The organism is Phaeovulum sp. (genome assembly GCF_047638075.1).
Lineage (GTDB): Bacteria > Pseudomonadota > Alphaproteobacteria > Rhodobacterales > Rhodobacteraceae > UBA6197.
This window is the reverse complement of record NZ_JBLJBV010000052.1, coordinates 65,508-84,692: the sequence shown is the minus strand read 5'-3', so window position 1 is coordinate 84,692 and position 19,185 is coordinate 65,508. Positions and strand designations below refer to the sequence as shown.

Here is a 19,185-nt window from a genome sequence, read left to right as displayed (position 1 = left end):
CGGGCAGTGGCTCCTTCATACTGTAGGAGCCGGGTTCAGCATAAGACAAGCAATCGCTCGGTTTTGACGGCAACTACCTTCGCCGCTACTGGTTTCGCCTTCTTCTTGTCCTTTACCAACGGCACGTCGTGCTTGCGGGGACGATTTATGTCGGCCGTCACCTCGAGTGGGTATTGATTGAGAAAGAGATCCCGAAAAAACAATCCAGGCTTCGTCAGGAGCTTCTTAGTTTTCGCCGCACTTCTGTTCACAGTTTGACCTCATTCTTTATCTTGTCTTAGCGCTCATTCCGGTAAGTTGGCCGTCCCCGCACCCAAACAATCGTGGATGTGCAGCAGCCCCTTCAGGCCGCCCTCCAGATCGGCAACAAGGCAGGTGGTGATGATCTGTTGCGACATCAGGTCTACCGCGTCCGAGGCCAGTTGGTCTTCGTCTACGGTCACCGGCGTCACGGTTGCGATGTCGCGGGCGGTGACTTCCCAAAGCCGCGCGGCATTGCGGCGCATGTCGCCATCGGTCACGATCCCGAAAACCTTGCCCTTCTCGACCACCACCGCAACGCCCAGCGATTTTTCCGACATCGTCACCACAACTTCGGACATTGGCGCATCGGGGTGCACGATCGGCAACTGCCCGCCCGTGCGCATCAGATCGCGCACCCGCATGAGGCGCGTGCCCAGCTTGCCGCCAGGGTGGTAGCGCCGAAAATCCTCGGGCGCCGTTCCCAAAAGCGCGCTGACGCCGACGGCCAGCGCGTCACCGATTGCAAGGCTTACGGTGGTAGAGGTGGTCGGCGCCAGGCCATTACGGCAGACCTCTTTCACCGGGCCGTAGACAATGGCGATATCGCCGGCGCGGGCAAGCGTGCAATCCTTGCGACCAGTCAGCGCGATCACCGGAATCGTATGCGCCTCGCAGTAGTGCAACAAATCAGACAGTTCGGTCGTCTCGCCAGAGTTCGACAGCACAAGAACGACGCTGCCGCGCTGCACCAGCCCAAGGTCACCATGGCTTGCCTCGGCGGCGTGCAAAAAGATCGCGGGCTTGCCCAGTGATCGAAAGGTTGAGGCGATCTTGCGCCCGATATGGCCGGATTTGCCAATGCCCGCAACGATCAGCGGCCCCTTCGAGCCATGGATCACGTCAATCGCCCTGGCGCAGGCACGGGTGGTATCGTCAGAAAGGTTGGAGATTGCCTCTGCCTCGGCCCGAAACACCGACCGCACGATGTCAGCCACCTGCGGGGCGGGCACCGCCGCAGCAGTTGCGTGATCGGGGGGTAACTTGGTGGCGGCAAACTGGTTCATCGGACGGCTCCATTCATAAATCGGCGGCGGCGCGCAGTTACGCGACAAGCGGCGCGCCTTTGGGCAAAAGCAATTTGTTTGCGGAAACGGCCTCGGGCGAGGTTTGCGGTTCGTGGGTGGTCAGCGTATCCAGGCCGGGGCCAAGCCGCGTCAGCACGGCCTCGCAAGCCAGCGTGATACCTTCTGCGGCGTAGAAATCGCCGGGCGCGAGCGCCACTTGCCGAAGCCACCCAAGGTAATTCCGGCGCACAGAAGGCGCGGCAACATGGTGCGCGGCCCAGAATGCATCGAAATTCGGCGCACCATTGGCGCAGATGGCCAGTTCCGGGTTCGCGTAAATGGCGCGACCGATTACAAGAAGCGGCGTTCCATGATGGATCGCGGACAGCCCGGACGTGCTGTTGATAGTGATCATCCCCGCAGAATGCCGCGCAAGAAGGCCAAGCGACCCGGTGTCAACCACATCAACACGACCGGCAACGCCAAGCGTGGCGGCAGTGGCATTGATTAGCGGCGCATGGGTGACATGACCCCGCTCCAACGGGTGGATCTTGAAAACAAGACGCGCCTGTGGATTGGCGTGTTTGGCAAACGAGGAAAGTGTTTCGCGGATAAGGCGCGCCGAACACCATCCTGCGGCTGCCGCCTGAAGGTTGGCATCCGCCGATACCTGTAACGGCACAAGGAAGTACTTGCCGTCATGGTGTTCCAAAAGCTTCTGAATCGTGGCCAGATTTTGGTTTGCGTGCAAAATTCGGCGCCAACCGTTGCGGCCCCAGCGGAAAATTTCGGGAAGCGCCGAAAACCGGCGGTGGAAAAGCTGCTTGCGCCGCGATGTCTGCGAAAACGTCCGCAGAACATAATGCACGGTGCTGTACCATCCCATAACCCGCAAACTGCGATAATCCGTGGCGGGCGCACTGGCGGCGTCATCAGCGATAAAATCAGGCGGTGGAAGGCACCCCGCGATGGGTGAGGTGGCGTTGTTGCCACCGTCCTCGATCGTCACAAAACCAGGGCGAAGATAGCCCTCTTCAAGTGCGATAACCCTGATGCCCAGGCGCTGCGCTACGGCGCGCGCGATCTGATGAATGGGCCTTTCGGCACCAAAAAGAATGATGCAATCGATCTGCGTTGCGGTAAGATAGCCGTTAATCCATTCACGCCACGCATCAGCGCCGCCATTAAACAGAATACGGTTGTTTCGGGGGGCAAAGACCCGGTCTCCTGCATGGAAGCACACGCGACGAACCTCGTGCCCGCTACCTTCCAGCGTTTCTTGCAACCGTGAGAAGAACGGCCCTACCGGTCCTTGCAGCAGCAATACGCGGCTACCGCCGGCAAATGAACGCTCTGCACGGCCAGCGCGTGACTGGTCCGTCCCCATCATTTCTGGGCATGAACCGCCAACGGTTTTTTTTTGATGATCCAGCATCACAAAAATCCCACAGCCAGAGGCTGCGTTTCAAAATTCGGCACGGTAAAGTTACAGGCCATTGCTCAAGATTTAAGGGAAACCTATCTACCAACGCAGAATGGGATGCAAACTCATTTTTCGAAATCGCCGTACTGCAGGCAGAATTTTGCGCAGAAGATTCATCTTTAAGGCGTGAAGCAAATATTTTCTTTCCTCTTATAGGGCACCTCACGCCACTGCCAACGGACTTTCAGGGCCTGCACAAAAATGCGCTTGCGTCGCTATAATATTGAATCCTTGCCTAAAACCCGGTATCCATACCGCAACCGGGCGCGGTATACCTCGCCAAACGCATCGTGGGTCCAGATCAACCGTTTGAAGAGTTCCGCTGGCAATTACGTCACGATAACCACCAAAACAATCAGTGCGACGTTAAGTCACATAGACCTGAAAAGCTGTGCAGTATGCCACGCAGAGTTGCGTGATCACGCCCAGCGCAGGAACGGCCCAGCCGCCCGTATAAAAAGGACAACTGTCCGGCGTGCCCTGATGATCGGCTGTGGACAGCCTCGGGTCCAAAACGCGACTCTCAAACAGTCACCCGAACAGGTATCAAGGGCCCAAACTTTCAGAAAGTTACGTGAATTCGCACTATTTACGCGAATGGTGCCGGTGGAGGGAATTGAACCCCCGACCCTCGACTTACAAAATCGCAGCTCTACCCCTGAGCTACACCGGCATTCATAGCGTGAATAATCTGACTGCGCGCGGGGCGCAAGGCTCACTTCTGCCCGAAGTTCGCCCGCGCCAACATTGCCGTGGCAACCAACCCCACAGCCATCACCAAAAGCGCCGCAGGGGCAGCATCACCGAGGTTCTCCAAACTGGCCTTTTCATGCACTCGCGTTGCCAGCGTTTCATAGTTGAACGGACGCAGCAGCATCGTGGCGGGCAACTCCTTCATGCAATCCACAAACACCAACAGCAGCGCCGACCCGACGGACCCCTTCATCAGCGGCAGATAAACCTCGCGCAGCGCCCCCCCCGCGGTCCGCCCCAAGGATCGCGCCGCCATCGGCAGGCTAGGTGAAACGCGGCCAAAGGCGCTGTCCATCGCGCCTTGGGCAATGGCAAAGAACCGCACCAGATAAGCCAGAATAATCGCCGCCGCCGATCCGGTCAGAATCAGCCCCGGGTCTACCCCCGTCATCGCCAGCCATATATCAGCTATCCAATGATCAAACGCCGCCAGCGGCAGCAATATCCCCACCGCCAGCACCGCACCCGGCGCCGCATAGCCCAGCGTCGTGAACGGCAACAATACCCGCGGCAACCGCCGCCCCGTCAGGCGCACCCCGTAAACCATGAACACCGCCCCCCCGACGGTCAAAGCAGCCGCAGTGCCCCCCACCGTCAGCGTATTCATCAGCGCACGCGCCAAACCGGGCCCGAACCACGCCGCAGGACTGGACAGCGCATAGGCACTCATCACGCCGACCGGCAGCACGAAACCCAACAGAAACGGTGCAGCACAAAGCGCCGTCGCCCCCCATCCCACCGCACCACTCAGCGCCTTTCGGGCAATCGGGCGTGGTTGCCGGGCCGATTGATAGTAGCGCAGATTCTTGCGGCTGATTTTCTCCAACGCGACCAACATGAACACGACGGCCAGGATCACACTGGCAATCTGCGCCGCGCCACCGGCGTTGCCGGCCTCAAGCCAAGTGGTGAAAATGCCGGTGGTCAGGGTCTGCACCCCGAAATAATCAACCACACCGTAATCGGCCACCGTCTCCATCATCGCAATCGCAGCGCCGGCGGCAATTGCGGGCCGCGCCAATGGCAGACCTACCCGCCAGAACAGACCAAACGGCCCTGCGCCCAGCGCCCGCGCCACCTCGTAGCTGCCGCCCGACTGTTCGCGAAAGGCCGCCCGCGACAATAGGTAGACGTAAGGATACAGCGACGCCGACAGCACTACCGCCGCCGCCCCGCGTGACCGCACATGCGGAAACCAGTAATCGCGCGCGCTGGTCCAGCCAAAAGTCTCGCGCAGGGCAATCTGCACCGGCCCCGAATAATCCAGAAAATCGACCAGCGCATAGGCGCCTACATAGGCCGGTATCGCCAACGGCAGCAAAAGCAACCATTCCAGCCACCCCGAAAACGGAAACCGATACATCGAGACCAACCAAGCCGAGCCCGCCCCCACCATCGAAGCCAGAACCCCCACGCCTAACGTCAAAAATGCCGTATTGCCCATGTACCGAGGCAAGGTTGTGGCCATGAGGTGCGGCCAGATATTTTCCACCGGGTTCAGCGCGATCCACAATACCGACAGGATCGGCGCCAGCACGACGGCGGCAATCAGCAGCGCCCCTACCGACCAGATTCCGCCGCCCAAGGCGCGCAACCCGAAGGTGCGGGCCGGGGCCCGAACGCCCCGACCAGGCAGTGCTTGAGTGTTTTGCTTGGCTTCCATGCGCCGCAGTTACAGGAAAGCGGTTTGCCTGTCCAGAAAAGCCCTAGTAGTCTACGCCTGATCCGCGGCCCGTCACGGCCCCAAGATGCAGGAAATCAGATGCAGGTTGTATTCCACCTCGGCGCCCACGCCTCGGACGAGGATCGGCTGGTTAAAACCCTGCTGCGCAATCGCGCAACCCTGAATGGTAGCGGCCTTGTGGTACCACCCCCTAAACGCTATCGGATGTTGCTGCGTGATACCCTGTTGGAACTGCGCGGCGCCCCCGCCGACAGCGCCAAACAGCAAGAGGTGCTGGCCGCAGTCAGCGATATTAACCCGCCCGACCGGATATTCTTTTCACATGAGTTTTTTACATGCATCCCCCAACGTGTCATAACCGAAGCGGGCTTTTACACGATGGCCCAGGCCAAGCTGAAACCATTGGCCAACCTGTTTCCCGAGGCGGAAATCGAATTTCATTTTGCGCTGGTCAACCCTGCAACACTGGTTCCGGCACTGATCCAGCGCATTGAAGGTGCGAGCTATGAAAGTGTGATGGTCGGGAATGACCCGCGTGCGCTGCGCTGGTTGCCTGTAATCAGGCAAATGGCCGAGGTATCCAAAAGTCACAAGCTGGTGCTTTGGTGCCACGAGGACACGCCACTGATCTGGCCCGAAATTCTGCGCCACATTACCCACCTGCCACAGGAAGCCGCCTTTGAAGGTGATTTCGCAATCCTGGCCACGATCATGTCGCCTGAGGGGTTGGACCGGTTACGGGCGTATCTAAGCGAACATTCGCCAAAAACCATTGCCCACCGCCGCAAGATCGTGGCTGTCTTTCTGGAAAAATTCGGCCTGCGCGACAAGATCGAGATCGAGGTTCCACTACCCGGCTGGACGGACGATCTGGTCACCGAAATTACCGCAAACTATGATGCGGATGTTGCAGAAATCGCTACAATGGACGGCGTCGAATTCATCGCCCCCTGAAGGGCTTTTTCGACTCAGACCATGCCTAAAGCAGCCTTGTAGAGGTCAAGAATGGCTTCTTCTTCGTCAAGATCGTTCTTGTCGCGCTTGCGCATGGCGATCAGCTTTTTCATCACCTTGGTATCGTAGCCCCGGCCCTTGGCCTCGGCCATCACTTCTTTTTGCTGCTCGGTAATATCCTTTTTTTCGGCTTCGAGATGCTCATATTGTTCGATGAACTGGCGCAGCTCGTCGGCGGTGACATTGTAGGTGACGTCACTGGACATCGGATTCCTCGCATCTATGAAAAGGGCGGCACCGGCCTGCAGGCCGGCGCACTGTGGTACCTTAGCTAATCGGTTGCCGGGGGGGCATCAAGACCTGTTCCTGCAGATCAATGATGCGATGCCTATTGCCTTTGGCGGGGGCTTCGCGTTAGGGCGGGCCCGATTAGCAGGAGGCGCGAGCAATGGAAATTCTGGTCTGGGTTGGCGCGGCCATTTCAGTGATCGGGCTTGTCGGGATCGTCTGGTGCATCATCACGGTGGCGCAGGCGCGCCGCGCAGGGCTGGAGGATGCGGTTTTGCGCGCCCGCCTGCAACGGGTCGTGGCTATCAATCTGGGCGCGCTTTTCACCTCGGTTATCGGGTTGATAATCGTGGTAGTGGGCGTCCTTCTTGGCTAAAACCGCCTAGACCGTGCCTAAATCTGCAAAGCGACGTCCGTTCTTTATAAGCACATCCCATAGCGTGACCGGGGCCGCAGATCCTTCGGCCGCCAGCGCACGCAACAATTTGCGCTGCGCCAAAAGCCCGCGCTGATCAGCCTGAAACATGGGCCCACCCTGCCCGCCAGTCAGCCCGATACCCCGCACCGCCACCAGATCAATATCGCTGGCGCGGTGCGCCGCCCCTGTTTGCAACAGCCGTGCGCCCTCATTGGCCAGCTCAGCCATGATCCGGATCTGAATGTCAGCCGTTGACAGGTTCTGGGGCGTCACGCCAACTTCACGCCGGATCAGGCCCACCACCGCGTCAAGCCCCGTCGCGGGCATTGGCTGTGCCTCATCATAGCGGTAAAAGCCCTGCCCCGCCGCACACCCCGCCTGCCCCTCGGCCAGCAAGAACAGAACGAGCGCCCCCGGCGCACGCCCCACGCGGCGCAAATCAGCAACCAGTGCGCCAAGGCCGATCCGATCCGCGCGCATGAACGGACCTTCGGCAAAGCCGAACGCCGTCAGTGCGCGGTCAACCTGGGCCGGGCTTGCCCCGGCCATGACCGCGCGCTCTGCGGCTGCATGAATTGCTGCGCGCAGATAATCGGCAATACCGCCCGGTCCGGGACCGCCGCGCACCACCGCCTGCCCGATCCCTCGCAGCAAGGCGGCAACACGCACACCCAGATCGGCCTGATCCGGGCTGGGCAGAATGATTTCGCTCAGATCCGTGCCGAAACGCAAGGCAAGCGTCCGTTGCGGCAAAAGATCAACCTGCGGAAGGCCGACGACCAAGGGAACCGCAGGGTCAAGCGCCGACGACAGTTTGGCAGCGTCAGCCCAGGCAATGACCATATCGGCGCCCGAAAACCCGGCGGGGTCGATTGTAGCACTTAGCCGCGACCAATCGGCATCCCGCGTAGCCGGGTCCAGGTTTCCGGCCTGAACAGCGGACTCTTGCACATGGGCGACGCTGGAAAACGCCTCGGTCAGGGCATCACTGTCGGCCCCCCCCAGGATCACCTCATGCCCGGCAGCCAGTAGCATCATCGCCAGATCCGCACCGCCCGACGCTTGCCACAGGCCCACCCGTAACGTGTCAACAGCAGGCGCAACCGCCTTGTATCCTGCCAACCAGTTAGCCTCACGGGCCGCTTTCGCGCTGTGGCCAAGGCCCTTTGCCAACGGCGTCTCGGCCAGGTCAGCATAGGCCACGGCCTCGCAATCGAACGCCTCATCGCCGGGCAACAACAACGCAGCCTCGATCACCTCGCATTGACGGGTCAACGCGGCTAACGCAGGCTCTGGCCCCAGCAGGCTGCGCGTCTGCGAAAGCTCGGCCAAGTAGGTCGTGGGGTTGGCAAGGCCGGCGTCTTTCGAGGGTAGTTTGACAGTGCCATCAGAAGCCGCCAACGCCAGTGTAACGGCGGCGGCATCGACAGATCCGTCGTCGGGCACAAAATCAACCAGCCCCGCAACCAGCGCCTCGGCAGCACCCCAGCCCGTTTCGGATGTCAGCAGACGTAGTGCCCCTGCCGCGCCCACCCGCCGCGCCAACCGCACCAGCGCCCCACCCGCAGGCAACAGCCCGCGCGCCGTTTCGGGTGCTGCAAACCGCGTTTCAGGGTCTGCCAACCGCCAACCACACGCCAGCGCCAATGCCAGACCCCCACCAGAAATTTGCCCGGCAAGGGCGGCCACCACCGGCTTTTGCGCGGTGGCAATCTGCTCGGCCAGAATGCGCAAATCGGGCGTTTCGGCCTCGGTCGCAAAATCGGACGCAGCGTCAGTGGCCACCGGCCAACCTGCCACCGTGCCACGCAGCAGCACGGCGCGGGCAAACCTGTTTGCCAAGGCTTGGTCAAGCGCATCGGCCAAAGCCAGACGCAGCCCCGGATGAAATCCGGCACCCGGCCTATCCTCAGCCTCTGCCAGCGTGATGATCGCCACGCCGTCGCGCAGATGCGCCCTGACCTGCTTTGCCATATTCCGGCGCCCTGCCTCTGTGTTGCCGCCCCTTTGGGCATTGGTTTGGGCAAGTTTAGCCACTGTGCCGCCCGAGGCAACGGCTTTTGCGCGCAAAGCCCTGTCAGAGCGGTAAATAGCGTCGCGGTGTATGATCTTAAAAAAGAATACCGCGGGCAAGCCATCCAAACGCGCGGCACTGATGTCAGGGGCACGGGATGCGCCAAGGCCCTATCCGCCACTGCCCCACCGAAAAGGGTAACGGCACGCACGGGTATTCAGCGCTAGAACCCCGATCCGGTTTTCATCGCCAGCGCGGGGGCTTCGTCATTTTGTTGCGGATATTCTGGCGCCGCCGCACCCGCCCCGGTGCCGGGCGCTGTAAATGGTGCAGGCTCGCCCTTTTTCGATCCTTCGGCGGGGGGCGCGTCAGGTTCAACCCTCTTCTTTGTCGCAACAGGCAACGCGTGTTCAGCGCTGGCAGCGGGCACTTTTTCAGGTGGCTCAACGCCGCCCAACGGCAAATCCGCATCCTCCGCAATTAGCCGTGCGGCGCGAAAGCCACGCTGTTGGCCCAGCCGTGCGCGCGCAATGCAGCGCCCCCCGGCCCCCTCGATCGAGAGGGTTTCCAGCGTTGCCATCGACATCGGCAGCACCATGCCCGGCTGAAACGACATCACCGCCTGAAGCGGTAGCGTGACGCGGTGCAATACCGCCTCAAGCGTGACATGCGTGGACATTACCGCCCGGGACATCTGTTCGGGCCACTCACCAACATCATTCTCGCCCCCCGCTTCAGGGGTCGATGCCTCGCCCAAAGCGACCCCCATTTTTTGCGGCCCGGGCCCGCGCCCCGTTGCCGGCAAGGCCAGCATGAATCCGCCCTCGCGCGCGCCCGCCAATCCAACCGTAAGCTGCACTTCAAAGACCCGGTAGGCGCAATCCTCCAACAGCAACCCCAAGGGGCGAGGGTCATCCAGAAACGAGGCATAGCGAAAGCCGCCAGCCCAGACGATTTCGGGCATTTCAGCCAACGCCGCCTCAAATCCGATCAAAACACCGTCCAGCAGATCTGCGGACATTGAGGCATCCGTTCGGGTGGGTTTTCGGACAGCAGGCGCCCGGGCGCCAAGTCGACCCATCGTCTGCATCTCTATCAAAGCCGCGAGCATGGGCGGGGACAGGGCGATAAGACCCAAAGCCTCCGCCGGGCCCTCAATCACCGCCAAAAGCGCATGATCCTCCAATGTCTCAGGCAGATCTGAAAGGGTCATCCGCCTTTCGTTCACCGCAATCACCGTCAACGGTAGCTTTATGATATCTTGCGCGGCCTTCGCGAGCGCCTGCCGCAATGCGCGCACACTGGACATGGGAACGCCGTCCGCTGGCGGTCGCCCTGCCTCGGCCATCTTGCTTAGTACGGTTTTCGGTTTTTCCTCTGGCATACCTTCCGTCCGCCCCGGACACGGGCACATTCCATTGAACCTGTGACAGATCAGGGTTTACAAACCGTTTAGATAAAAGTCCCTGTTTGCGCCAACCCGGCCGTGTTGCCACGGCGATCGTCCAACTCTGACCCATATTTCAACCTTCAAATGCCGTGAATTTGCCGTAAACACTATTCATGTATACCAGATCGGACACGTCTCGATCCGACCAGATGGAACTGCGACAATGGCTATAAAGATCGGCACCGCGGGTAATGACACCCTAAGCGGCACAAACAGCGACGACACGCTGTATGGGCTGGACGGTAATGATTCTTTGGACGGCGAGCGCGGCAATGACCTGATTTATGGCGATGTGCCCGTCTTTGACGAAACACCCGAAGCAGGAAGCTGGCTTTTCGGCGTTTATGACTATGATTTCAGTAGCGCGAATGGCCAATCAGATGCCATTACATCAGGTCTGCTGCGCGGAACCGGCTATACAAACAATTTCGATGTCGCAGCCCTGGCCAATCAGGCGCGCGGCACAACAGACGACCCGGAAGATTTTGGCATTGTGCTGTCATCTCGGTTGGTGCCCAGCGTTGCAGGGGTTTACCGCTTTGCGTTGACCTCGGACGACGGCTCGACGCTGCGCATTCTTGATTCCGACGGGAACCCCGTTTCGGTTTATAATCAGGACGGTACCACCCAGCCGATCCTGAACAATGACTATCACCAATCTGCAACAACCCGCTGGGGCGAGGTCACCCTTGATTCCGCTCAGACCTATACGATCGAAATCACCTATTGGGAAAATCTGGGTGGAAACACGCTGGCCGCGACCGTTACCGTTCCCGGTGGCGCGGCGCAAAATCTGCTGACCAGTCCAATTGTCGGAATGCCGCCAGAACCGAACGTGGCGGTTGGCGGCAATGACACGATTAACGCCGGCAGCGGGAATGATACCGTTTACGGGGGCCAGGGTAACGACCGGATTTATGGCGAAAGCGGCAACGACAGCCTGATAGGCGGGGAGGGGGATGACCTGCTTGATGGCGGCGACGGTCGCGATACCCTTTTTGGGGGTGATGGAAACGATACGCTGCGGGGCGGCACGGGAAACGATTCTCTGGAAGGCGGCGCAGGTCTTGACGTTTTGGATGGCGGCACCGGGTCAGACACCATTGTCCTGAATTTTGGCGAAAGCCATGGCGAGTTTGTTGACGGCGGAGAAGACAAGAACAACAAAGACAAAGACGTCTTGAAAGTAAATGGTCGCGCCAAGATCGTGCATGACCCGGCCAACACGGAAAACGGCACCATTTTTTGGGCGAATGGGGATACAACCAACTTTGCAAATATTGAGAACGTCGAGCATGTTCCCTGCTTTACCCCCGGCGCAATGGTGGAAACAAAAGATGGTTTGGTGCCGATCGAGAACGTCAGGGTGGGGCAAAAAGTGATGACCCGAGACAGCGGCTATCGCAGGGTCCGCTGGGTGGGGCGGCGCGATCTTACGACTGCAAATCTGGCAGCAAACCCGAAACTCAGACCGGTGTTGATCCGACAGGGCGCATTACAAAACGGCCTGCCCAACGCGGATATGCTTGTATCGCCACAGCATCGGATGTTGCTTACCGGGCCGCGCGCCGAGCTTTGCTTTGGGGAAAGCGAAGTGTTGGTGGCGGCGGTTCATCTATTGGGGCAACCGGGCTTTGAGCGTTCCGATGTAAAAGCCGTCAGCTATATTCACATCATGTTCGATGCGCATGAAATAGTTCTTGCCAATGGGGCGTGGAGCGAAAGCTTCCAGCCGGGTCAGCTTGTCTTGAATGGGTTGGAACAGGCGCAAAGAAACGAAATATTGACAATTTTTCCTGAACTCGCCCTGCCGCATGGCGGCGATGCCTTTACCGCCGCACGCCTAAGCCTGAAAGCCCACGAGGTGCAGGTTTTATTTGCGGCCTGAGATTTGGCAGATTGCAGACCAGCCCGCGCCCCGCGTTTCGGAACGTCTGATCGGTGTCATGTCGCGACGTCGCACCACTACCGGGCGCTTTAGCTACCCAGATCGGCACATCAACCCAAAGAGTTCCGGTTTCGGTTTGTTGAAGGCCGGGCGGCAGGTCAGTTTTGGCCATCAGATATCGCGGCTGACGCGCTTGCATATTTCATGGGCTTACCGCGGCGCTTTACCCCAAAAACAATCGCGCAGGAAACCAGGATAGCCGCCTGGATGGGCGGGCAACAACATACCGCTTGAAATAAAGGCGGTGCGCAGCCTAACGTAGACGGGATGAGCAAAAACCCCCCAAACCAAATTCGCGGCGACTGTTCCAACCCGCTCAACGAAGAACACGATCCTGCAACGACAAGGACATGGGTAGGTGCTGCACAGATGACCATGACGCCCACACCAACTGCGACAATCTCGGTCCGTCAGAACGAAATACCGGATCTATCGGCCGCGTATCGCATCAATACTTATCCCGTTGCACTTCGATCCCGGCGCGAGACCGAAGCTGGCGGATTCGCGGATCAGGACAAATTTCCGCTAACATGGACGGTTTATTTCATGATTGACGGCCAGTGGGCCCAACTTCTTAGCGCGCGCGGCCTGCAGCGTGAATGGAGCAGTCTTGACCGGCTTGAGAAATGGTTGCGCACGATGGGCTTTCGCTATTTCTGGGTCCGCAATGATATTGAGCCCGCTGACGCGATCAGCGCTGTCAGCGGGCATTCGATGAAATAGGCGACGTCAATTCGCGGTGGGTTCCGCAAGGTCGGAATGGCCAGACAACAGCTCTTGCATCACGATCTTTCCGGCCTCGTCTGGATGGGCGAAACGGCTCCAAAGGTAGAAGGCGAAACCGAGTGCTGTCCAGCTTCCGACAATTGCCCATTCGTAGGGCCAGATCAGTGCCGCCGGGCTGCCGGGCAGGTAAAGCAGCACGATCCCCACGGCAAGAAACAGCGCGCCCCACCCTACTGCCGGGTGGCTAACCCGAAATGGGCGCGGCATGCCGGGTTCCTTGCGACGCAGCACCAGAAACGAACCCGCCACCGCCGCATAGGCCACCACGATGCCAAGCCCTCCTGCATCGACCAGCCAGACCAGCGCCTTGCGTCCGAATAGCGGCGCCACGATCGACAACATCCCAACGAAAAGAATGGCATTGACCGGCGTGTTGTAACGCGGAGACATCTTGCCCAGGAACGCCGGCAGCATCTTGGCGTGCGCCATGGCATAAATTGCCCGGCTGCCGCCGATCAGAAAGGCGTTCCAACTGGTAATGATGCCACCGATACCGGCCAGAACCAAAAGCTTGCCCGCCCAGGTTCCCCCAAAAACCGCGCTCATCGCATCAACCGTCGGCAGGCTCGCGGCAGATGAATCCTCTGCTGAAAGCGCCAGCGAAACCGCTAGAATGATTGCAATATACCACGTCACCGCCATGACGACCGAAATCACCAGAATGCGGCCAATCTGTTTGGGCGGCAGGTTGATCTCTTCGGCGGCCTGCGGGATGACGTCGAAACCAACGAACATGAACGGCGTCATGATAAGAACGGCAAGCAGCCCTTTGGCACCGTCCATGAAAAGAGGCTCCATATTTGCCGTGTCACCGTTGAAAAGTGAACCTGTGACCAGCATGATGCCGACCGCCAAGATCAGCAGCGTTACCACTTTTTGCAAAAGCGCGCTGGACTGGATGCCAAGGATGTTGATCCACGTCATGATTACCGCACCCAGGACGCCGATCATTACCCAGGTGAAGTAGACGTCATAGCCGGCCACGCTCCACATCAGCCCGACCTTGTAGCTGGGAAACAATTGTTCAACGACCGTGGGCAACGCCACCGCCTCGAAGGCGACCACAGACATATAGCCCAGGATGATCGCCCAGGTGCAAAGAAACGATCCGCCCATCCCGAAGGCACGATAGCTGTAAACATGTTCGCCGCCGGTCAATGGCATCGCTGACGCCAATTCCGCGTAGGTAAGTCCGATCAGAACGACGGCAAAACCACCAACCGCGAAGGCTATCATGGCACCCAACGCCCCGGCAGAGTTCACCCAACCACCAGCCAGAACCACCCAACCCCAACCGATCATGGCCCCAAAAGCGAGTGCGAGCACATCCTTCGACTTCAAAACTTTTTCAAATTTCCCCTGAGACACTCTGCAACGCTCCCCGTTTCTAGGCTGGATGATTTCGGGCATGGCGGGTCAAAGATCACATTCGTCAACAACCCGCTTGCATTATGCACCATGATGAATTTCAATTCCCTGAGCAACAAAATTATTCCACACTGGCGCGTTCGGCAATCTTTGACAACTTTCAGCCTGAGAAAAAGGGAAATGACATGGTGGACACCCCAAAGCTGACCAGTCTGACGGAAATATTTCGATACCTGCGGCGCAATGAAACGCCGATCTATGTCATCACGCCCACCCCCTTCAGTCTGCTTGGCATTGATCAGTGGGTCGGTGGGTTGGAGTTTATAAACTACTTTGACATCTTTGATGGCGATAATCCGCGCATCTTTGTGCCTGATCGGGACGGCCCGCAAGAATTCAGCTCGATGGAGGATGTGGCCAATTATCTTGTCGATCACCCTCAATTTGCAGAGCACGTCAAAAAGCGGCCGCGTGGCAAGGCAATCTTTGTGATGTTTGACGAAGAGACCGAACGCCTATGCGAAAAAGTCGGGGTCGACATCGCCCTGCCGTCGGCAAAACTGCGCGACCGGCTTGATTCCAAGATTGAGACGACACGGCTTGGAAATGACGCGGGCGTGGCCAGCGCACCCAACATCATGGGCGAGGCAGACACCTACAAAGACCTCATGCTGCTTGCCGACGAAGGCGGCCTTGGTCACGATCTCGTGGTGCAGACCCCCTACGGCGACAGTGGGCGCACCACATTTTTCATCAAGACCGAGGATGACTGGAACCGCTTCGAGTCAAAGATCATTGGCCAGAAACTGAAAGTGATGAGGCGCCTGAACCACCTGCCTGGCACCATCGAAGGCTGCGCCACCCGGCATGGAACCCTGGTCGGGCCGGTCATGACCGACATCACCGGGTTTGAAGAGATCACACCCTATAAGGGGGGATGGTGCGGGAACGATATTTCCACCACGATCCTGCCCGATGGCGTGCCCGAAAAGGTGCGCGAAATGGCGCGCAAATTTGGCGACAGGCTTTACGCCGAGGGTTACAAGGGCGTGTTTTGCCTGGACTTTCTGCTCGATACCGATGATCACACGGTCTATCTTGGCGAATTGAACCCGCGCGTCAGTGGCGCCACACCGCCCACCAATCTGATCACGACGACCTATGGTGGATGCCCGCTGTTCCTGTTCCATATCCTCGAATATCTGGATGTCGACTACGACCTTGATATGGAGGCGGTGCAGGCACGCTGGAATGACTATGACAACTGGACGCAATTGATCCTAAAACAGACCGAAGACAAGGTGGAACTGATTACCGAAGTGCCACCATCAGGGGTCTGGCGCATGGCAGAAGACGGCAGCGTGTCGTTCCTGCGTGCGGCGCACAACATCACCAGCGTCGGGGATGAGAACGAAGCCTTTTATCTGCGCGTTTACGGTGTAGGAGAGTATTGTTACCATGGTGCAGATATGGGTTGCCTTCTGGCACGCGGGCGGATGCAATCTGACGATCGCGCGCTGACCGAACGCGCCAAGGCATGGAACGCGGGGCTCAAGGCGGCGTTCCACACCGTTCCGCTTGCCGCCGAAGCGCCAGCACTGCCGCCACATGGGTTTGATGCTGGCAAATGGTTCTGACGGCGCGGGCAATAAAGGAGCGCGGGTTATTTTATCGGGCCGCTTGACAATAGGGTTCGAAGAGCAAATGTTCTACACTATGCAGCATGGTGTAGAACATGCGCGATACTCCGTCCGCGCGCCTGACGCAAAAGCGCAGCGGCCGAAGTCTGGAAGGAACCCGGATGGAACTCGATTTTCGTGGCCTCACTGAAGATGCCCCCGGAGAAGCCTGGCGGGCAGTTTACGCACACGGTTGGCCCGGTTGGCGAAAGTGGTTTCTTGCGCGGGGTGGCCAAACGGCGCCGCGGCTTGATGATGCGCAGCGTGCGTTGCGCCGCCATATGCCAGAGATGGAAACACTTTGGGAGAAACTTGTGGAAACGGTCGACGGTGATGACGACACCGCACGTTTCCTGAGCTTTTGGACACCGCCGCGCTACATGGTTAGCTGTAGCCAACTGGTAATGACCGATGCAGACGGGCCGATGCTGATCCGGAACTATGATCTAGACCCCGGCCTGAACGAGAGCACGATGCTGCATACCGCCTGGCACGGACGCAAAGTCATGGGCATGGTCGAGGGGCTGGCGGGTCTGGCAGACGGGATGAACGACGTCGGGCTTGCCGCATCGCTGACCTTTGGGGGGCGCACCAACAGTGGCCGCGGTTTCGGTATCCCGTTGATCATGCGTTATGTATTGCAGATGTGCCGTGATGTCACCGACGCCCGCGAAGCGTTGCGCGCAGTGCCATGCCACATGTCCTATAATGTCACGGTTGCTGACCGTAGCGGCGCATGGTCAACGGTCTTTCTTGCCCCCGACCGACCCGCACTTGTGACCGATCGACCGTTGGCAACCAATCACCAACTCGGGGTCGAATGGCCGCGATATGGGCGGGTTTCCAACACCCGAGAGCGCGAAAAATACCTTGAAAACATGCTGGCGGACAAACGCCTGACCTGCGCCCATACGCGCGAGGCATTCCTGCGCATGCCATTGTTTTCAAATAATTATGCCAAGGCTTTCGGGACGGTTTACACCGCCGCCTATCGTCCCGCATCCGGTGAGGCGACCCTCTCCTGGAAGCAAGGAGAGCCGGTCACATGGCGGATTGACGCCTTCAAGCCGCGGCACGTGAGGGTGGCCTATTCTGACACCGGCTCACACGCCCGCCCGGCATCGGCAGGCAGCGCGTCCACACCGATACGCGATGCCGGTAACCCGCAAACGGTGGACGCATTTCTAATGCAACTTGCAAATTGTCTGGCAGGGCGCGGCAACTGGGCCGGGCTCGGTGATTTCTGGCGGCGGACAACACATACCGCCGCACAACAAGGAGATACGACATGACCCATTTCGCCATTGCCGGCATTCAGATGCCGATCACTATGCAAAACAACCTGGACGCAATGCAAAGCCGTCTTGATGTCTTGATGTTCCTTTATCCATGGGTTGAGATGGTCGTTTTCAGCGAACTGGCCGTCCATGGGCCGGTGCATGCTTCGGCACAACCCACCGGGGGGGAATTCGAAACAGCGTTCCAGCAAATGGCGCTTCGGCATGGTATCTGGCTGATCCCCGGCTCGCTTTACGAAAAGCGCGATGATCGGGTTTACAACACGACACCGGTGATTAACCCCGCCGGTGAAATCGTGACGCGTTATCGTAAAATGTTCCCCTTCACCCCCTACGAGGTCGCCACCACCCCCGGCGATGAGGTCTGTGTCTTTGACGTGCCGAATGTGGGGCGTTTCGGGGTGTCAATTTGTTACGATCTCTGGTTCCCCGAACTTACCCGTTCAATGGTCGCGATGGGTGCAGAGGTGATCATCAACCCGGTGCTGGCGAATTTCATTGATCGCCCCGCAGATCTTGCCATTGTTCAGGCATCGGCGGCGATGTTCCAAAGCTATATCGTCAGCGTCAACGGCCTGGGCGTTGGGGGCAACGGATATTCCATGGTCGTCGACCCCTCCGGTCAACTCATCCACAAGGCCAATGTCGGAGAAGAGCTGATCCCGGTCGAGCTTGACCTGGGCCTTGTTCGACGTCAACGCAGCCGCGGCCTGCGCAATATGGGTCAGCCGTTAAAGAGTTTCCGCGACAGGCCCACCGATTTTGCCGTTTATCGCGAAGGTTTCGACACGGGCTACCTTGATTCGCTTGGCCCGTTAGAGAAACCGGGGCGCGCAAACCCGAGTGCCGGAAACCTTGTGCAACTTCCCGGCGCGACCGCGGCAGAGTAATCCTGTTCCGGTTTCTTTTTCGCGTTTTGAGAACAAAGTTCATCATCAGAGCGGCCGAAAAAGACAGGAATACGCAGCCAGACAGAAGACAGCCCGGTGGGCTGTTTTCCCGGTAGATGAGGTGGAAATTCAAAACATGGAGACAGTTTTTCGGCAGAAAAATCGCTAGGTTACAGGGAACTCCCGCCCGTCACGGCACCTTCACCCATAACAACCCGCGCCACCTGGCCAGTGCGGTTGTCATGGCCAGCAGGCATTTCACAATACCCTGCCGCCCAGCCTTGGGCGGTTGACGTTCGCCACATCCTAAGGATCATCGCCGCAATCGGCATGGAAGCCCTGAAGCCTTGGTCGGCTTTGCACGACCTCAAGGCTACATTTATGGTTTCATTCAGTTTTCCAGATTGGTTTTCAACCATCTGCCACTAAACTTGGCATGACGACTATTCGTTGCTTTCGTAAACGGTTTTTTTATGAAAAAACGCTACCCCTGACAATGTCAGCCAATAAGGCCCAACACGCATTGACAACACGTCCAGCAACCTACACGCTGGTTAAACTTTAACTAGAGTTTCATAATATTAACGCAACCATAGAAAGAACTGCCGTAATCAATGAGCCATACGTTTGCCAAGCAGGCATTGCCTTGGTTCTATAAAGACCGCTGCCACGGTTCGTCGTCGAAAGCGCAGTTCGTGCCGTTATAGAGTTTCTGAGTATCTTTGAAGGACACAAAGTTAACCCATCTTGATCCAAATTTAGCCAACCTTGAACAGCAAGAAATACTAATGGAAGCTCGACACTCAACATTCAGCGCCCACGAGAACGTGTTATCGTACCCGCAATCGTATGTCGCGCCAGAGGC

Annotated in this window: 14 protein-coding genes and 1 tRNA gene; 7 read left to right on the top strand and 8 right to left on the bottom strand. The window is 58.6% G+C overall.

Features of this window, described 5'->3' with window-relative positions; translation table 11 throughout:
* Nucleotides 1-284 precede the first annotated feature (284 nt).
* The 4 genes from ACM62R_RS08170 to ACM62R_RS08155 all read right to left on the bottom strand — a co-directional run bounded on the left by ACM62R_RS08170 (nt 285) and on the right by ACM62R_RS08155 (nt 5,206).
* Nucleotides 285-1,307 (bottom strand): KpsF/GutQ family sugar-phosphate isomerase, encoded by a 1,023-nt coding sequence (locus ACM62R_RS08170; RefSeq protein WP_415183561.1) that lies wholly within the window; start codon nt 1,305-1,307, stop codon nt 285-287.
* 37 nt (nt 1,308-1,344) lie between these two features.
* Nucleotides 1,345-2,697, bottom strand: coding sequence for a hypothetical protein (locus ACM62R_RS08165; RefSeq protein ID WP_415183560.1), 1,353 nt, complete (start codon nt 2,695-2,697; stop codon nt 1,345-1,347).
* Between the two features lie 691 nt (nt 2,698-3,388).
* Nucleotides 3,389-3,463 (bottom strand) — tRNA-Thr (locus ACM62R_RS08160).
* 42 nt (nt 3,464-3,505) lie between these two features.
* Nucleotides 3,506-5,206 carry an ABC transporter permease gene (locus ACM62R_RS08155; RefSeq protein ID WP_415183559.1) on the bottom strand — a complete coding sequence of 567 codons (1,701 nt, stop codon included), beginning with the start codon at nt 5,204-5,206 and terminating at the stop codon, nt 3,506-3,508.
* A 99-nt stretch (nt 5,207-5,305) separates the two neighbouring features.
* Between ACM62R_RS08155 and ACM62R_RS08150 the strand changes: the two genes are divergently transcribed.
* On the top strand, nt 5,306-6,181 hold the full coding sequence (locus ACM62R_RS08150) for a hypothetical protein (protein WP_415183558.1): 876 nt from the start codon (nt 5,306-5,308) through the stop codon (nt 6,179-6,181).
* 14 nt (nt 6,182-6,195) lie between these two features.
* On the opposite strand, the gene ACM62R_RS08145 is transcribed toward ACM62R_RS08150, so the two are convergent.
* A complete protein-coding gene (locus ACM62R_RS08145) occupies nt 6,196-6,447 on the bottom strand; it encodes a DUF2312 domain-containing protein (RefSeq protein ID WP_415183557.1) in 252 nt (83 codons plus the stop codon).
* 182 nt (nt 6,448-6,629) lie between these two features.
* On the opposite strand from ACM62R_RS08145, the gene ACM62R_RS08140 reads away from it, so the two are divergent.
* Nucleotides 6,630-6,845, top strand: a complete 216-nt coding sequence (locus ACM62R_RS08140) for a hypothetical protein (protein WP_415183556.1) — start codon at nt 6,630-6,632, stop codon at nt 6,843-6,845.
* 6 nt (nt 6,846-6,851) lie between these two features.
* On the opposite strand, the gene ACM62R_RS08135 is transcribed toward ACM62R_RS08140, so the two are convergent.
* Both ACM62R_RS08135 and ACM62R_RS08130 read right to left on the bottom strand, forming a co-directional pair.
* Nucleotides 6,852-8,861 carry an enoyl-CoA hydratase-related protein gene (locus tag ACM62R_RS08135; protein WP_415183555.1) on the bottom strand — a complete coding sequence of 670 codons (2,010 nt, stop codon included), beginning with the start codon at nt 8,859-8,861 and terminating at the stop codon, nt 6,852-6,854.
* Nucleotides 8,862-9,124: 263 nt separating this feature from the next.
* Complete coding sequence (locus ACM62R_RS08130; protein ID WP_415183554.1) at nt 9,125-10,285, bottom strand: FliM/FliN family flagellar motor switch protein; 1,161 nt, start codon at nt 10,283-10,285, stop codon at nt 9,125-9,127.
* 229 nt (nt 10,286-10,514) lie between these two features.
* Between ACM62R_RS08130 and ACM62R_RS08125 the strand changes: the two genes are divergently transcribed.
* Both ACM62R_RS08125 and ACM62R_RS08120 read left to right on the top strand, forming a co-directional pair.
* On the top strand, nt 10,515-12,239 hold the full coding sequence (locus ACM62R_RS08125; RefSeq protein ID WP_415183553.1) for a Hint domain-containing protein: 1,725 nt from the start codon (nt 10,515-10,517) through the stop codon (nt 12,237-12,239).
* A 429-nt stretch (nt 12,240-12,668) separates the two neighbouring features.
* Nucleotides 12,669-13,022, top strand: coding sequence for a hypothetical protein (locus tag ACM62R_RS08120; RefSeq protein WP_415183552.1), 354 nt, complete (start codon nt 12,669-12,671; stop codon nt 13,020-13,022).
* Nucleotides 13,023-13,028: 6 nt separating this feature from the next.
* Here the strand turns inward: ACM62R_RS08120 and ACM62R_RS08115 are convergent, their stop codons facing one another.
* A complete protein-coding gene (locus tag ACM62R_RS08115; protein WP_415183551.1) occupies nt 13,029-14,495 on the bottom strand; it encodes an APC family permease in 1,467 nt (488 codons plus the stop codon).
* A 143-nt stretch (nt 14,496-14,638) separates the two neighbouring features.
* Between ACM62R_RS08115 and ACM62R_RS08110 the strand changes: the two genes are divergently transcribed.
* The 3 genes from ACM62R_RS08110 to ACM62R_RS08100 all read left to right on the top strand — a co-directional run bounded on the left by ACM62R_RS08110 (nt 14,639) and on the right by ACM62R_RS08100 (nt 18,320).
* Entirely contained in the window at nt 14,639-16,090 is a 1,452-nt protein-coding gene (locus ACM62R_RS08110; protein WP_415183550.1) for a biotin carboxylase, read from the top strand.
* 164 nt (nt 16,091-16,254) lie between these two features.
* A complete protein-coding gene (locus ACM62R_RS08105) occupies nt 16,255-17,424 on the top strand; it encodes a C45 family autoproteolytic acyltransferase/hydolase (protein WP_415183549.1) in 1,170 nt (389 codons plus the stop codon).
* Complete coding sequence (locus ACM62R_RS08100) at nt 17,421-18,320, top strand: carbon-nitrogen hydrolase family protein (RefSeq protein WP_415183548.1); 900 nt, start codon at nt 17,421-17,423, stop codon at nt 18,318-18,320. Before ACM62R_RS08105 ends, ACM62R_RS08100 begins: the two co-directional genes overlap by 4 nt.
* The last annotated feature ends 865 nt before the right edge of the window (nt 18,321-19,185 follow it).

Bases quoted from the DNA above. Each gene is read 5' to 3' on its own strand.
- ACM62R_RS08145 (WP_415183557.1), bottom strand. From the start codon at position 6,447: ATGTCCAGTGACGTCACCTACAATGTCACCGCCGACGAGCTGCGCCAG.
- ACM62R_RS08105 (WP_415183549.1), top strand. From the start codon at position 16,255: ATGGAACTCGATTTTCGTGGCCTCACTGAAGATGCCCCCGGAGAAGCC.
- ACM62R_RS08170 (WP_415183561.1), bottom strand. From the start codon at position 1,307: ATGAACCAGTTTGCCGCCACCAAGTTACCCCCCGATCACGCAACTGCT.
- ACM62R_RS08120 (WP_415183552.1), top strand. From the start codon at position 12,669: ATGACCATGACGCCCACACCAACTGCGACAATCTCGGTCCGTCAGAAC.
- ACM62R_RS08135 (WP_415183555.1), bottom strand. From the start codon at position 8,861: ATGGCAAAGCAGGTCAGGGCGCATCTGCGCGACGGCGTGGCGATCATC.
- ACM62R_RS08100 (WP_415183548.1), top strand. From the start codon at position 17,421: ATGACCCATTTCGCCATTGCCGGCATTCAGATGCCGATCACTATGCAA.
- ACM62R_RS08155 (WP_415183559.1), bottom strand. From the start codon at position 5,206: ATGGAAGCCAAGCAAAACACTCAAGCACTGCCTGGTCGGGGCGTTCGG.
- ACM62R_RS08110 (WP_415183550.1), top strand. From the start codon at position 14,639: ATGGTGGACACCCCAAAGCTGACCAGTCTGACGGAAATATTTCGATAC.
- ACM62R_RS08140 (WP_415183556.1), top strand. From the start codon at position 6,630: ATGGAAATTCTGGTCTGGGTTGGCGCGGCCATTTCAGTGATCGGGCTT.
- ACM62R_RS08165 (WP_415183560.1), bottom strand. From the start codon at position 2,697: ATGATGGGGACGGACCAGTCACGCGCTGGCCGTGCAGAGCGTTCATTT.
- ACM62R_RS08115 (WP_415183551.1), bottom strand. From the start codon at position 14,495: ATGCCCGAAATCATCCAGCCTAGAAACGGGGAGCGTTGCAGAGTGTCT.
- ACM62R_RS08125 (WP_415183553.1), top strand. From the start codon at position 10,515: ATGGCTATAAAGATCGGCACCGCGGGTAATGACACCCTAAGCGGCACA.
- ACM62R_RS08130 (WP_415183554.1), bottom strand. From the start codon at position 10,285: ATGCCAGAGGAAAAACCGAAAACCGTACTAAGCAAGATGGCCGAGGCA.
- ACM62R_RS08150 (WP_415183558.1), top strand. From the start codon at position 5,306: ATGCAGGTTGTATTCCACCTCGGCGCCCACGCCTCGGACGAGGATCGG.